The organism is Winogradskyella tangerina, assembly GCF_003260205.1.
Classification (GTDB): domain Bacteria; phylum Bacteroidota; class Bacteroidia; order Flavobacteriales; family Flavobacteriaceae; genus Winogradskyella; species Winogradskyella tangerina.
Window position 1 is genome coordinate 283,770 of the sequence record NZ_QERF01000002.1, and the last position, 14,680, is coordinate 298,449.

Sequence of the window (14,680 nt, forward strand, 5' to 3'; positions counted from 1 at the left end):
GCGTAATTTTGCAGTTGCAAAAATAGAACCTAAACTGCTTTTTACCAAATAGCTAATGGATTTACAACAAAGAATTAACGCTTTCGCAAAATTAGGTGACTTTTTAAGTCAATTTAATACCTCTAGCATAGAACGAAAGGAAGGTATAGAAGCTAATGAGTTATTTTTTGAAGGTTTTAAACACCAAATGAAGCTTGCAAAAGAATACAATGGATGGTTTACGGATGCCAATGTATTATTTAGTTTAGAATTCTGGTCTGATGCCTTAAGCACAGAAAATCTAAACAAGTGGACTTCGAACTATAAATTTGATCGTGTTGAGACCAAAACCATTGGTATTATAATGGCAGGTAATATCCCGTTGGTTGGGTTTCATGACTTTTTATCGGTACTCATTACAGGTCATAATGTGCTGGTAAAACAATCTTCTAACGACAAGCATCTACTCCCCTTTTTAGCTAAATATTTAGAGATCGTAGAACCCGAATTTAAAGGTAAAATAACATTCACCGAGGAAAAATTAGAAAATTTTGATGCGGTAATTGCAACTGGAAGTAATAATACAGCACGCTACTTTGAATACTATTTCAAGAATCAGCCTTCAATCATTCGTAAGAATAGAAATTCTATAGCTATACTAACGGGTAATGAAACGTTAGAGCAACTTGAAGCACTTTCTGATGATATCTTCAGGTATTATGGATTAGGTTGCAGAAATGTTTCAAAACTATTTGTTCCAAAAGACTATAATTTCGATACCTTTTTTAACGCTGTTTATAAATGGCATCCTATCATTCACGAATCTAAATACGCCAATAATTACGACTATAATAAAGCCGTGTATTTAATGAGTGAATTTGATATGCTAGAAAATGGATTTTTAATGGTGAAAGAAGATGAAAGCTATGCATCTCCAATAGCAACCATTTTTTTTGAATATTATAATTCAAAAACTGAATTAGAACAAAAAATATCTTCTGATAAAGATCAAATTCAATGCATAGTGGCAGACCGTTTTACGGAAAATGAAGTGGCTTTCGGTGAAACCCAAAAACCACAACTTTGGGATTATGCAGATAATGTTGATACTGTTGAATTCTTGTTAAAAATTTGATTCAAAAATTATCAATTTATTAATGTATTATACCCAATTAATTAGCACCTTTGTAGCTCTTTAAAATTTAATAATAGATTTCCATTTGTTTGGAAATGAAAATAAATATTCATGAAAAAACATAATTTTAGTGCCGGCCCATGTGTACTGCCAAAATCGGTGATGGAAAAAGCTGCTCAGGCAGTAATTAACTTCGATGATGGTTTATCACTTATCGAAATATCTCACCGTAGCAAGCCTTTTGTTGATGTTATGGAGAATGCCAGATCCTTGGCTTTAGAATTATTAGGCTTAGAAGGTAAAGGCTACAAAGCACTATTTTTACAAGGAGGTGCAAGTACACAGTTCTTAATGGTTGCGCTAAATCTTCTTGAAAAAAGAGCGGGTTACCTCAACACAGGAACTTGGAGTGATAAGGCGATAAAGGAAGCTAAGATCTATGATGATATTTATGAAGTAGGGTCTTCTAAAAGTGCAAACTTCAATTATATTCCAAAGGGATATGATATTCCAGAAGATTACGACTATTTCCATTGCACTTCGAACAACACCATTTTCGGTACTCAAATGAAGAGTTTTCCAAACTCACCCATTCCAATGGTGTGCGATATGAGTAGTGATATCTTCTCACGTCAATTAGACTTCTCACAATTTGATCTTATATATGCAGGTGCACAAAAGAATATGGGACCTGCAGGAACAACTTTGGTAATTGTTAAAGAGGATATCCTTGGTAAAGTTTCACGTAAAATACCATCAATGATGGATTATAAAGTGCATATCAGCAAGGGAAGTATGTTTAATACGCCTCCTGTGTTTGCTGTTTATGTTTCTATGCTCACAATGCAATGGTTGAAAGACAAAGGTGGCATTAAAGTCATTGAAGAGGAAAACGATAAGAAAGCACGATTGATTTATTCTGAAATTGACCTTAACCCATTATTTAAAGGCTACGCTGTTAAAGAGGATAGATCTCACATGAATGCAACATTTACACTTGAAAACGAAAACCTGAAGGAAACTTTTGACGCTATGTGGAAGGAGGCTGGAATTAATGGCCTTAACGGACATAGAAGTGTCGGTGGTTACCGTGCATCAATGTATAATGCATTAACATTAGACAGTGTGAAGGTTCTTGTTGAAGTGATGAGTGAATTAGAACGAAAGGCATAAAAAATTATAACATTAATTGAAGTATTAAGTTTAGAGACCTTAAAACTTTAGACTTTTAACTTCCAACTTTTAACTTTTAACTTTTAACTTTTAACTTAAAATGAAAGTATTAGCAAACGACGGTGTTTCACAAAGTGGTATAGATGCATTAGAAGCAGCAGGATATGAAGTAATAACTACGAATGTAGCCCAAGAACAACTTCAAAATTACATCAATGATAACGAGGTCTCTGTTCTATTGGTAAGAAGTGCTACTAAAGTAAGAAAGGACATCATTGATAATTGCCCAAGCCTTAAAATCATAGGGCGTGGTGGTGTTGGTATGGATAATATCGATGTAGAGTACGCCAGAGAAAAGGGATTACACGTTATTAATACACCTGCCGCATCTTCGCATTCAGTTGCTGAATTGGTATTTGGGCATTTTTATGGTCTTGCTCGTTTTTTACACGATTCTAACCGTAACATGCCGCTAGAAGGAGATGCTAATTTTAAAGGTTTGAAAAAAGCATATGCCAAAGGCACTGAATTGAAAGGTAAAACTTTAGGTGTTCTTGGGTTTGGACGTATTGGACAAGCAACTGCAAAAATTGCGCTTGGTGCCGGAATGAAAGTTGTAGCCTATGACCCATTTATTGAAAAAGCGAATCTTGAACTAGATTTCTTTGATGGACAAAAAGTCTCTTTTGATATTGAAACTATTTCCAAAGAAGATGTATTACGTCAGGCTGATTTTATAACGCTACACGTACCTGCTCAAAAGGACTATGTTATTGACGAGAAAGATTTCAACCTTATGAAAGATGGTGTAATCTTGGCTAATGCTGCAAGAGGTGGTGTTGTTAATGAAGTGGCACTAGTTAAAGCAATAGAAAGTGGTAAGGTCGCTAGGGCTGCGCTAGACGTTTTTGAAAAAGAACCAAAGCCTGAAATTCAACTACTAATGAATTCGTCATTATCATTAACTCCACATACAGGAGCCGCTACAAATGAAGCTCAAGACAGAATTGGAGTTGAACTTGCAGAGCAGATTATAAATATTATGAGCAATTAGTTTCAAAAATGTGACTAATGTAAAAAAAATGAGTCCTACATATGCTAGGACTTTTTTTGTACCTTTTCAAATCAAATTAAATTAATCATAATACATATAAAAAAATGGAAGGAATCTTAGATTTATTAGGCAGTGACCTCGGGAAAAAAATCATCAGTGGTGTTTCAGGATCGACAGGGACTGATCAAAACAAAACTGGAAGCGTTTTAACGATGGCTTTACCTGTGTTAATGAAAGCAATGGAACGTAATGCCTCAACTCCCGAAGGTGCGCAAGGACTTATGGGCGCGCTAAACAATAAACATGACGGTAGTATATTAGACAACCTTAGTGGTTTATTCGGTGGTGGTGTTGACGAGGAAGTAAAAACAGATGGTGATAAGATTCTTGGTCATGTTTTAGGAAATAAGCGTAGAGGTGTAGAACAAGTTATTGGGCAGAAATCTGGCGTTGATGCAAGTAGTGTTGGTGACATTCTTAAGGTAGCTGCGCCAATCTTAATGGGTCTGTTAGGTAAACAATCTAGACAAAACAATGTAAGTTCACAAAGTGACCTTACGAGTTTACTTGGTGGTCTGCTTGGTGGAGCTAGTCAAAGAGGACCTGTAACTAAAGAGCAAACCTTTTTAGAACAAGTATTAGACTCCGACGGTGATGGTAGTGTTATTGATGATGTTGCCGGCATGTTATTAGGTGGTAACAAGAAAAAAAGTGGACTTGGTGGCCTACTCGGTGGTTTATTTGGAAAATAGAAACCTTTCTCTTAACAAATGATATAAAGCAGTTCAAATGAACTGCTTTTTTTTGACCACTATGTGAAATGTATCGTTTACTCAGCAGCAGGTAGTGCTCACAAAATTAGACTTACATAATACCTTATTTATTCATTGCTTTGTATTGACATTAAAACATACAACTGTAAAAAATTCAATATCTTTAGTTATTATGAAAAAAATTGCACACTTAATATTTGTCCTCGGAATTATTATCGTGAGTTGTAAGTCTTACACTCCTGAACAAATGATCAATCACGGTAATGAAAATGCCTTGGTTGAAAATGACACCCTTTCTATTAGTAGTGATGAAACAGATTATGAGATCATCATAATAGAACCCGGATTTAACGGTTGGCTGGCGAGTACAGCCAGACCAAGAGGTTATTATACTCAAACCTGGTTAGAAGAAAGAAATAGGCTCTATGTTCAGGCTTGGAATCAACGAAATTTACAACCAGGACTCTTCGATCAGAATCTATATATGTTACGCATAGATTATGATGTGAGGACAGACTACGGCTACGAAGTCAACTATTTACTGTACAACTATTTTGTCTATTTTCAATTGAAATATAAACAACAACTCACCACACTTATTCCTAGAATTTAACTTAACTTTGCTGCACTTTTAAAGTGCTATGAAAAAGTTTAAGGAAGCTTGGGAGATACAACATAACTGGCAATTAATATTTCCAATAATTGGTCTTTTAGGACTGGGATATTCTGCCTTTAAAATTTCCAATGCAATATTTCAAAAATTTGGTACAGCAATAGTAATTGTTGTATCAATTTTGCTTTTTATCAGTTTGCTATTCATTACACTTCGATTATTTAAATGGCTTGAAAAAAGATGGATTCTCGATTACAGATGGGAAATGATCCGTGTTTTTATAGTTTTTGCTTTAACGGGTTCTGCCTCCATGTTTGTAGGTAGGCCAATTATGAAATATATAGGAATTACTAAAGAAAACTTAAATCCTCTACTCTACTGGATATTATTTATTATCATTGGGCTAATTTTTTATCAAATACTTTTAGTTACCTTTGGGTGGTTATTTGGTCAGCATAAATTTTTTTGGGAGTTTGAAAAGAAAATGCTGAGAAGATTTGGTTTAAAACGATTTGTGGATTGACGGTTAAAACTATCATAAAACCTATTTATAAAGCTTTATCACTGTTATTAGTAGTAATTGTATTACTGCCTATTGGTGTTAAACTTTCGCATGTCTTTAATCATCATGAACACGAAGTGTGTTCTATTGATGATCGCAATGCAGGTACACATTTCCACGAATTAGATTTAGATTGTGAATTCTTCAAGTTTAAGTTAAACACTAACTTCTACTCCTTTATAAAAGATGAGGACTCCTCAGAAGACAAAAAATTAAACAAGACAAATACTTGTTTATACATTTTCTTAAGAACACATCAGCAAACTACGTCGTACTTAAGAGGCCCACCTCACTCCGTTTAAAACCCTTCTTTTAAACATCTAATTATTATACTAAGCGCTAATGTGCTTAGGTCACTGTATTATAAATATCCCATGAAGCTTAGTGCTTTATTTGTAACCTTATTTTGTTTTCAAATAGGTTTCACTCAAAAATGCGATTCTGTGTTTTTGGGCGAAATTAGAGACTTTCACGACAATACTCCAATTGTAGGTGCAACAGTATATATTCAAAATTTGAATAAATATGTGGCATCAGATAACAATGGAAAGTTTAAGATCGAAAACCTATGTAAAGGTCAAATTATCTTAGTTATATCTCATATAGGTTGTGAAACAAAGACCGTATCCTACATGATTGAAGGAGACTTATTTAAAAGTATCTCCCTTGAACATCATATAGAAGAACTTAACGAGGTTGCCTTAAGGGCTAAAGAAAATAAAACAACTCAGACGGCTCAAGAAACAATCATAAAAACTGATGTTCTAGAACGCTATAGCAGTCTAAGTTTGGGAGATGCTTTAAAGGAAGTACCAGGCGTATCATCTATTAATACCGGAAACACAATAGTAAAACCATTAATAAACGGACTTCATAGTAGTAGAATTTTAATTATGAATAACGGTGTTCGTCAGCAAGATCAAGAATGGGGTATAGAACATGCACCAAATATTGATATCAACAATGCTGGACAAATATCTGTGATTAAAGGTTCTGGGGCATTAGCCTATGGCGGTGACGCTGTTGGTGGAGTTGTTGTTTTGAAACCCGGCAGGATTATTAACAAGGATACGTTATACGGTAGAACTATTTTGGGAGGTCATACAAATGGCCGTGGTTACAACATCACGTCAACGCTCACAAAAAATTATAGTTCAGGTTGGTTTGCGCAATTGCAAGCATCATATAAACGTAACGGTGACTTCAGAGCACCCGATTATAACCTCACTAATACCGGACTCGATTCTAAGGGATTTTCTACACGGCTTGGAAAAAGGAATTTTGAGTCCGGTTTTGAATTTTATTATAGCTATTTAAATAACGAGATCGGTATCTTAGGCGCCTCGCACATTGGAAGTGTATTTGATATTGAACGCGCCATTAATTCGGGTCAGCCACTTCTAATTGAAGATTTCAGTTATGATATTAATGCACCAAAGCAAGACATTACACATCATCTTGCAAAGGCCAATTATTATCGAAGATTCCAAGGTTTTGGAAAAGTGAGCGTTCAATACGATTATCAGTATAATCAACGCTTAGAATTTGATGTTAGAATTGGAGATAGACGAAACATCCCTGCCATCGATTTAACGCTACAAACGCATTCTTTGCTTGCTGATGCAAGTTTAGATTCGAACTTAGAGCGTAAATATAATTTTGGTATAATGGGCCGCTATCAGAATAACTTTGCCGATCCAGATACAGGTGTTCGTCGATTAATTCCTGATTATGACAAATATGACTTTGGAATTTATGGAACGACAGAGTGGCAATTAAACGATGATCTCATCTTAGATGCAGGTGTTCGTTACGATTTTAGCCGCATCGATGCTAAAAAATTCTATTTAATATCACGATGGGAAGAGCGTGGTTACGATGAGGATTTTTCTGATATTATTATTGAAGAATTACCGACGCAGCTTCTAACCAATCCTGTATTCAATTATCATAATTTTTCTGCATCGGCTGGTGCAAAATTAGATCTTGATAATTATAATCAGATTCTTTTCAATTATAGTCTAGCAAGCAGACCACCAAATCCTTCTGAATTATTTAGCGACGGTTTACACCATTCGGCTGCAAGATTCGAGCTTGGAGATTTGAGATTTGGCAAAGAAGTATCAAATAGAGTGTCCCTTACTTATAGTTATAATAGTACGAGGTTTAGACTGTTGTCTGAAGTCTTTTATAATAGGATAAATAACTTTATTTATCTCCGCCCTTTCGATTTTGTTCTTACAGGAAGAGGACCATTTCCAATTTGGGAATACCAACAAACTGACGCCCAACTTTACGGTATTGATCTAACAGTAACTTACGATATTACAGATGCTTGGCAATTTCAAAATAAATCATCATTAACTAAAGGTTATGATAAAGAAACCGACTTGCCTCTAATTGATATTCCACCATTTAGTACCATCAATCAAATTCGTTATACGAACAGCAAGTGGAATAACTTTTCAGCGAGTCTAAAATCAGAATGGGTATTTGAACAAAATGAATTCCCAGATTTCAATTTTGAAGTCGAAGATGAACTAAGCGGAGAAATGGTACTTCTCGATATAAGTACGCCTCCTCCAGCCTATCATCTATTACATTTTTATAGTGAAGCTACATTCGATCTTAGCGAAAAAACAAAATTGAATGTTAGCCTTTCTGTGAATAACATTTTTGACACATCATACAGAAATTATTTAAATCGTCTACGCTTTTTTGCTGATGAACTCGGACGAAATATAAGCTTACAAATTCAACTTAATTATTAAAAAATAAAAATCATTTAAAAAATTAAAACAATGAAAATCAATAATCAAAATTTAAAAAACATGAAAACGACCAAATTTTTTGTAAAGGCGCTACTTTGTTTAGCATTGGTAACATCATTCACATCATGTTCAGATGATGACGATCCGGCTCCAGTAAATGAAGAAGAGATCATTACAACCTTAACGCTAACTTTCGTTAATAACGCTAATCCTTTGGATTTCGTTGTATTAAACAGTTTTGCTGCTGATGGTTTAGAAGATGGTATGTCTACAGAAACTATTACAGGAAACTTTACAGCCGGTGTTACCTATTCATTATCGCTTGGTTTATTGAATACTTCTGAAAATCCAGCTGAAGATGTATTAAACGGTGATATCATTCCAGAAGCTGATGAGCACTTTTTTGCTTATGCAGTAAATGGTCTTGATATGACAATGACTAGAGATGCTGATGACGTTCCTGGTCCTGACGGAAGTAACTTAGGTGTAAATACTACTTGGGTTGCTAACTCTGCAGGAACTGGTAACTTACAAATCAGATTAATTCACGAACCAACTTCAGTAGATGATTCAAACGAATTTGGATCTGCAACAGGAGGTTCTGAAGATTTCAATATCACTTTTACAGGTGTAGTTATCAACTAATCTTAAACTTGCTAAAAGAAAAAAGCACTCCAATTGGAGTGCTTTTTTTATGCTTTAGTTAATTTCTTTTCGGGATTTAGAACATAGGTGTATAACCACATTAATGAGAATGTTGGTATAACATCCATAAACGGCAGCGCTTCTTCAACAAAAGCTACAACCGCCGCAACTTTACCTTGCTTACCCTTATAGAGTCTCGTCATTAAGTAAGCAGACAATGGTGCCCAAATAACATCAGAGAACTCTCCTATTCCAGGTATGAAAAAGGATACAAATCCGAAGCTATCAAAAAGTAGCCCTAAGGCCAATTTAGTATATTTATTCATCTAACAGTTTTAGTATTAATTCATTAAGACAATAACAATAAGTATTCCAAATTTATTGCTCCGACAAATCGTCAAAATTTTCTTAACATACCTTAAACCTTTTTAACGTTTAGTTAAGAGCAGTGCTTCATGTATGAGTGTAGTTTTGCAACGCAAAAGTGCAACAAACCAATTAACAATTCATCTTTATAGCAACAGTTAGTTAATTCATCAATCAAATCTCTATGAACCTACGTTCTTTATTAATCTTATTTAGCCTTTGTATAACTTGCCTAGGCCTGGCACAACAGGATAGTATTCCTACACCAGATAAGAAGTTATTGAATATTGAACGGACTAATCAAAAGCCAAAGATCGATGGGGTTTTAGATGAAGCTATATGGCAAAACGCTGATATTGCCAGAGATTTTATTCAATTTAGACCAGAAATTGGAAATGCACTCCCTAACGAACAACGTACAGAAGTTAAATTAGCCTATGACGATAAGGCCATTTATGTGGCAGCCTATTTATATGACGACCCAGAGTTGATTATGAAGCAATTGGTTAATCGTGATAATTTTGGACAAACCGATTTTTTTGCAGTGGTTTTCAATCCGAATAATGATGCCCAAAACGACACACAGTTCTTTGTGTTTAGTTCGGGACAACAAGCTGATGCCATTGCTAACCCAAGTATTGGAGAAGACTTTAGTTGGAATGCCGTTTGGCAAAGTGCGGTTAAAATGAACGATGATGGCTGGAGCTTAGAAATTGAAATACCTTATCGTACCTTGCGTTTTGCCGAAGAAGAGAATCCGATTTGGGGACTCCAATTTCATAGACACTTTAGACGAGACCGATCACAATACACCTGGAATCCTATTGATCCAACCAAGGGAAACATAGGGTTGTATCACGGAGAATTAGACGGCCTTAGTGGTCTTAAACCACCAACACGCTTAATTTTTTATCCATTCTCCACAGGAATCTTAGATAATTTTGATGGCGAAACCGAAACCACTCTAAGACTAGGAATGGATGTAAAATACGGCATCACCGATAACTTTACCCTAGATGCGACACTAATACCCGACTTTAGCCAAGCTGGCTTTGATAATCTTGTATTGAATCTAGGGCCATTTGAGCAGACCTTTGCTGAACAACGGCAATTCTTCACAGAAGGTGTTGATCTGTTTTCTAAAGGTGGATTGTTCTTCTCGAGGCGTGTAGGTAGTGCTCCGACCGGACAACTAGATCTTGCCGATAACGAAGAGGCAGATGTTCCTAATGAAGTGAAAGTTCTAAATGCATTAAAAGTTTCCGGGCGTACAAAAGACGGTTGGGGTCTAGGTATTTTCAATGCTATTACTGAAAAGACTGAAGCCACAATTAGGAATACCGATACAGGTGAGACTCGAAGTGAGGTTGTAGAACCATTTGCCAATTATAATATTCTGGTTGTTGATAAACAGTTTGGAGGAAATTCGGCCATAAGTATCATTAACACAAATGTGATGCGTGAAGGTGAATTTAGAGACGGTAATGTTACGGCATTGGTGGCTAACTTAGTAAATAAGAAAAATACATATCGCTTTGATACGGCATTACGAATGAGTAATGTGAATTATCAGAATGCTCCAACAGAAACCGGTTTTAACACCTTTATGTTTGTCGGAAAAGTGGCAGGTAATTTCAGGTATAGTTTTGACCATAGCTTTTCAGATACCAAATATGAAATAAATGATCTTGGACTGAATTTCAGAAATAATCGAAACGATTTCGGAATAGACTTTTCATATCAAACATTTGAGCCTTCTGGAAAATTGAACAATTACCGTTTGAACTTTTTTGCTAATTATAGACGTCTCGTAAGACCAAATACCTTTTCGCGTTTCAATTTCGGTGGTGGTTACAGAGCTATTTCGAGAAAATTAGACGCCTACGGATTCCGATTAAATATCGAACCTGGAAAGCAGTATGATTTCTTCGAATCGCGCGATGGGCGTCCGTTTATTTTTGAAAATTTTGTAAGCACAGGCGGATGGATCTCCACAAATTACAATCGTGTTTTTGCTATTGACGTTAGAGCAAATGTTGCCACACTATTTGAAGAAGGTCGTGATCTTTTCAATTATAATTTTAATATCGAACCAAGAGTTAGGGTTTCTGACAAGTTATTATTGGTTTATGGATTTGACTTCAACCAAAGAAACGGAGATCGTGGTTATGCTACAGCCGTAAACGATGAACCTATTCTTGGTGAGCGTAACCGTAAGATCGTAACAAATACCTTATCTGGTAGTTTTACGTTTAATCCATTTCATACCTTAGGGTTAACCTTCAGACATTACTGGGACACGGTAAACTACGATTATGAATTATTCACCCTATTAGATAACGGCCGTCTAACAACAGCGTCCGGATTTAACTTAGATAATGTAGATGATCCAAATATTAATTTCAGTACTTGGAATGTAGATTTAAGCTACTCATGGCAATTTGCGCCGGGTAGTTTTTTAACGGCACTATACCGAAACCAGATCTTTAATTTTGACGAAAATTCTGAAGATGGTTTTTCAGAAAGTCTGGACTTACTTCTCCGTCAACCGATGCAAAATATCTTTTCATTGCGTATACAATACTTCATTGATTTTAATAATGTGAAGTCTATATTCAAAAAGAAACAAAAAAAGCAAAACGGACAGGCAACGATGTTTAATACCACGCGTCCGTTTAATACCTTACCATAATTAATAGTGCATTTCGTATTAAAATAGTATTTTCGCTTTTGTATGATTAATGCGACAAATATTCATAAATCTTATAAAGACCTTCACGTTTTAAAAGGTGTAGATCTTCAAATTTCTGAAAGTGAAATCATCTCTATAGTCGGGGCTTCTGGGGCTGGTAAAACGACGTTGTTACAGATTTTAGGCACCCTCGATAAACCAGACTACAAATCAGATACCGAACTCATCATCAACGGGCAATCCGTTAAAGCACTTAATGATAAAGCATTAGCGAAATTTAGAAATCAACACATTGGTTTCATATTTCAGTTTCATCAGTTATTACCAGAGTTTACTGCATTAGAGAATGTTTGTATTCCTGCCTTTATAAATAATACATCAAAAGCGGAAGCTGAAAAGCGCGCTAAGGAATTGTTGGATTATTTAGGACTTAGTGATCGCATAAATCATAAACCCAATAGCATGTCTGGTGGTGAGCAACAACGAGTTGCCGTGGCAAGAGCATTGATCAATCAACCGAATATTATTTTTGCCGACGAACCATCTGGAAATTTAGACAGCGAATCCGCCGAACAATTACATCAGCTTTTCTTTAAACTAAGGGACGAGTTTAAGCAAACCTTTGTGATTGTTACGCACAATCAGGATTTAGCAAACATGGCCGATCGCAAACTAACAATGATCGATGGTAAAATGGTAGGTTAAATCTGAGCGCTCATTTTATTCTATACCCATTACTTCTTAATTATTTTTTCTGAAATACTTCTCGCCTTCTATTTCAATTAATTTACGTTTTACTAGAGCAGACTATCACTCAACCACAAGTTTCACATAGATCTTCCCGTCTTCACCAACATAATCACGATTGAAGACTTTTTTACCAATGAGATCATTTTTTGCTCTTTTGAGGTCTTCAAGATCACCGCCTAATTCAATTTTAAAGGTATCCTTTTTAGATTTGAATTCGTGTGATACATATAATAAATATTCATCTAAAATATCTTCTAAAGGATATTGATCAGTAGTAACAATAACCTGATTGTAAGATATCGTCATTCTGTATTTAAAACTATCCGTTTCATTAAGGTCAAGATATATGCCTTCCTCGATAAGTCGATATTTTTTAGTGTTTTTATAACGTCCTCGAGTTTCTAACTTAATATCAGTCATAACATTGTATTCTGATTTTAGTTTGTATTCAGAAGAAGTTAACGTGTCTTTGTCAGTGGTTTGTGCGCTTGTTACATTGAGACTTAAGACTAAGAAGACAAGAGTTAATAAGACTTTCATATTATTTTTAACAAAACTTAAGATAATAATTTTATTCTTGGCTAAAATTATGGCGTAAAAATAAATGAACCAATACGTAGAACTACTTATTTTTCGATCTAGAATCCTCTAAAATTATTATGACAATCTTCAGCTTTTAAAACTGCAAAATCTGTAATTTTGTAGTTCTTTAAAAACATAAATAATCATGTCATACAGAATAGAAAAAGATACTATGGGCGAGGTTAAAGTACCTGCCGACAAGCTTTGGGGTGCACAAACCGAACGTTCTCGAAATAACTTCAAAATTGGAGCACCAGCTTCTATGCCATTAGAAGTGGTTTACGGTTTTGCCTACCTTAAGAAAGCTGCTGCTTATGCTAATTGTGAATTAGGCGTTTTAGATAAAGATAAACGCGATCTTATCGGTCAGGTATGTGATGAGCTCCTAGACGGACAGCACGATGATCAGTTCCCTTTAGTGATCTGGCAAACGGGTTCTGGGACGCAAAGTAATATGAATGTTAATGAGGTCATCGCCAACCGTGCACACCAAATTGCAGGAAAAGTGATCGGTGAAGGTGAAAAAACTATTCAGCCAAATGACGACGTTAATAAATCGCAATCTTCTAACGACACCTTCCCTACCGGAATGCACATTGCTGCTTACAAAAAGGTCGTAGAAACAACCATTCCAGGTGTAATTCAGTTACGAAATACACTACACAATAAAGCCATTGAATTCAAAGACTGTGTGAAGATCGGTCGTACCCACCTTATGGATGCCACACCACTAACTTTAGGTCAGGAGTTTTCAGGTTATGTGTCTCAATTAGACCATGGACTAAAAGCTTTAGAAAATACTTTGTCTCATCTAAGTGAATTGGCTTTAGGTGGTACTGCTGTTGGCACCGGGCTCAATACGCCTGAAGGATATGATGTATTGGTGGCTAAATACATTGCAGATTTTACGGGCTTACCTTTTGTAACGGCAGAGAACAAATTTGAAGCTTTAGCAGCACACGATGCGATTGTTGAAACTCATGGCGCCTTAAAACAGTTGGCGGTGTCTCTAAATAAAATTGCCAATGATATTAGAATGATGGCTTCTGGTCCGCGCTCTGGTATTGGAGAGATTATCATTCCCGCTAATGAACCAGGAAGTTCAATTATGCCTGGCAAAGTAAATCCAACACAATGTGAAGCATTAACTATGGTTTGTGCCCAAGTTATAGGTAATGATGTTGCCGTGACTGTTGGAGGTACACAAGGACATTATGAACTAAATGTGTTCAAACCTATGATGGCTGCAAATATTTTACAGTCGGCACAACTAATTGGTGATGCCTGTGTGAGTTTTGAGCAAAACTGTGCTATCGGAATTGAGCCTAACCACGCTGTGATTAAGCAATTACTTAATAATTCTTTAATGCTGGTAACGGCATTAAACACTAAGATTGGCTATTACAAAGCTGCAGAGATCGCAAACACAGCGCACAAAAACGGAACTACCTTAAAGGAAGAAGCCATTAATCTTGGCTATGTCACTCCCGAAGAATACGACGAATGGGTGAAACCAGAAGATATGGTAGGAAGTCTAAAATAAAGGTTTGATTTTAACCATATTCAGGAATTATTGTGGTAATTT

Annotated in this window: 14 protein-coding genes; 12 read left to right on the plus strand and 2 right to left on the minus strand. The window is 35.7% G+C overall.

Going from position 1 to position 14,680, the window contains the following annotated elements:
• Positions 1-55: 55 nt before the first annotated feature.
• The 9 genes from DDY94_RS03970 (at position 56) to DDY94_RS04010 (ending at position 8,705) form a co-directional block, all read left to right on the plus strand.
• On the plus strand, positions 56-1,114 hold the full coding sequence (locus tag DDY94_RS03970; RefSeq protein ID WP_111682751.1) for an acyl-CoA reductase: 1,059 nt from the start codon (positions 56-58) through the stop codon (positions 1,112-1,114).
• Between the two features lie 111 nt (positions 1,115-1,225).
• Positions 1,226-2,287, plus strand: a complete 1,062-nt coding sequence (gene serC, locus DDY94_RS03975; RefSeq protein WP_111682752.1) for a 3-phosphoserine/phosphohydroxythreonine transaminase — start codon at positions 1,226-1,228, stop codon at positions 2,285-2,287.
• Positions 2,288-2,387: 100 nt separating this feature from the next.
• Positions 2,388-3,341 (plus strand): D-2-hydroxyacid dehydrogenase, encoded by a 954-nt coding sequence (locus tag DDY94_RS03980; protein ID WP_111682753.1) that lies wholly within the window; start codon positions 2,388-2,390, stop codon positions 3,339-3,341.
• Between the two features lie 104 nt (positions 3,342-3,445).
• Positions 3,446-4,093: a DUF937 domain-containing protein gene (locus DDY94_RS03985; RefSeq protein WP_111682754.1), complete on the plus strand. Its 648-nt coding sequence runs from the start codon at positions 3,446-3,448 to the stop codon at positions 4,091-4,093.
• 193 nt (positions 4,094-4,286) lie between these two features.
• Positions 4,287-4,727 carry a DUF6146 family protein gene (locus DDY94_RS03990; RefSeq protein WP_111683041.1) on the plus strand — a complete coding sequence of 147 codons (441 nt, stop codon included), beginning with the start codon at positions 4,287-4,289 and terminating at the stop codon, positions 4,725-4,727.
• Between the two features lie 28 nt (positions 4,728-4,755).
• A complete protein-coding gene (locus tag DDY94_RS03995) occupies positions 4,756-5,250 on the plus strand; it encodes a DUF6787 family protein (protein ID WP_111682755.1) in 495 nt (164 codons plus the stop codon).
• Complete coding sequence (locus tag DDY94_RS04000; RefSeq protein ID WP_111682756.1) at positions 5,247-5,591, plus strand: hypothetical protein; 345 nt, start codon at positions 5,247-5,249, stop codon at positions 5,589-5,591. The genes DDY94_RS03995 and DDY94_RS04000 overlap by 4 nt, the downstream gene beginning before the upstream one ends.
• Before the next feature lie 72 nt (positions 5,592-5,663).
• On the plus strand, positions 5,664-8,060 hold the full coding sequence (locus DDY94_RS04005) for a TonB-dependent receptor (protein ID WP_111682757.1): 2,397 nt from the start codon (positions 5,664-5,666) through the stop codon (positions 8,058-8,060).
• A gap of 60 nt (positions 8,061-8,120) precedes the next feature.
• The gene (locus DDY94_RS04010) at positions 8,121-8,705 is read left to right on the plus strand and encodes a type 1 periplasmic binding fold superfamily protein (protein WP_157957236.1); all 585 of its coding nucleotides are present in this window, start codon (positions 8,121-8,123) and stop codon (positions 8,703-8,705) included.
• Positions 8,706-8,752: 47 nt separating this feature from the next.
• Here DDY94_RS04010 and DDY94_RS04015 read toward each other — a convergent pair whose 3' ends face one another.
• Positions 8,753-9,031, minus strand: a complete 279-nt coding sequence (locus DDY94_RS04015; RefSeq protein ID WP_111682759.1) for a hypothetical protein — start codon at positions 9,029-9,031, stop codon at positions 8,753-8,755.
• 224 nt (positions 9,032-9,255) lie between these two features.
• On the opposite strand from DDY94_RS04015, the gene DDY94_RS04020 reads away from it, so the two are divergent.
• Together DDY94_RS04020 and DDY94_RS04025 are read left to right on the plus strand one after the other, a co-directional pair.
• Positions 9,256-11,763, plus strand: a complete 2,508-nt coding sequence (locus DDY94_RS04020) for a DUF5916 domain-containing protein (protein WP_111682760.1) — start codon at positions 9,256-9,258, stop codon at positions 11,761-11,763.
• Positions 11,764-11,805: 42 nt separating this feature from the next.
• On the plus strand, positions 11,806-12,468 hold the full coding sequence (locus DDY94_RS04025; RefSeq protein WP_111682761.1) for an ABC transporter ATP-binding protein: 663 nt from the start codon (positions 11,806-11,808) through the stop codon (positions 12,466-12,468).
• Between the two features lie 105 nt (positions 12,469-12,573).
• Here DDY94_RS04025 and DDY94_RS04030 read toward each other — a convergent pair whose 3' ends face one another.
• Positions 12,574-13,053, minus strand: a complete 480-nt coding sequence (locus tag DDY94_RS04030; protein WP_111682762.1) for a hypothetical protein — start codon at positions 13,051-13,053, stop codon at positions 12,574-12,576.
• Positions 13,054-13,240: 187 nt separating this feature from the next.
• Between DDY94_RS04030 and fumC the strand changes: the two genes are divergently transcribed.
• A complete protein-coding gene (gene fumC, locus DDY94_RS04035; protein WP_111682763.1) occupies positions 13,241-14,638 on the plus strand; it encodes a class II fumarate hydratase in 1,398 nt (465 codons plus the stop codon).
• The last annotated feature ends 42 nt before the right edge of the window (positions 14,639-14,680 follow it).

Excerpts from the sequence above, each read along its gene's own strand:
- serC (WP_111682752.1), top strand. The coding sequence starts at position 1,226 with ATGAAAAAACATAATTTTAGTGCCGGCCCATGTGTACTGCCAAAATCG.
- DDY94_RS04025 (WP_111682761.1), top strand. The coding sequence starts at position 11,806 with ATGATTAATGCGACAAATATTCATAAATCTTATAAAGACCTTCACGTT.
- DDY94_RS04015 (WP_111682759.1), bottom strand. The coding sequence starts at position 9,031 with ATGAATAAATATACTAAATTGGCCTTAGGGCTACTTTTTGATAGCTTC.
- fumC (WP_111682763.1), top strand. The coding sequence starts at position 13,241 with ATGTCATACAGAATAGAAAAAGATACTATGGGCGAGGTTAAAGTACCT.
- DDY94_RS03990 (WP_111683041.1), top strand. The coding sequence starts at position 4,287 with ATGAAAAAAATTGCACACTTAATATTTGTCCTCGGAATTATTATCGTG.
- DDY94_RS03980 (WP_111682753.1), top strand. The coding sequence starts at position 2,388 with ATGAAAGTATTAGCAAACGACGGTGTTTCACAAAGTGGTATAGATGCA.
- DDY94_RS03970 (WP_111682751.1), top strand. The coding sequence starts at position 56 with ATGGATTTACAACAAAGAATTAACGCTTTCGCAAAATTAGGTGACTTT.
- DDY94_RS04030 (WP_111682762.1), bottom strand. The coding sequence starts at position 13,053 with ATGAAAGTCTTATTAACTCTTGTCTTCTTAGTCTTAAGTCTCAATGTA.
- DDY94_RS03995 (WP_111682755.1), top strand. The coding sequence starts at position 4,756 with ATGAAAAAGTTTAAGGAAGCTTGGGAGATACAACATAACTGGCAATTA.
- DDY94_RS04010 (WP_157957236.1), top strand. The coding sequence starts at position 8,121 with ATGAAAACGACCAAATTTTTTGTAAAGGCGCTACTTTGTTTAGCATTG.
- DDY94_RS03985 (WP_111682754.1), top strand. The coding sequence starts at position 3,446 with ATGGAAGGAATCTTAGATTTATTAGGCAGTGACCTCGGGAAAAAAATC.
- DDY94_RS04005 (WP_111682757.1), top strand. The coding sequence starts at position 5,664 with ATGAAGCTTAGTGCTTTATTTGTAACCTTATTTTGTTTTCAAATAGGT.
- DDY94_RS04020 (WP_111682760.1), top strand. The coding sequence starts at position 9,256 with ATGAACCTACGTTCTTTATTAATCTTATTTAGCCTTTGTATAACTTGC.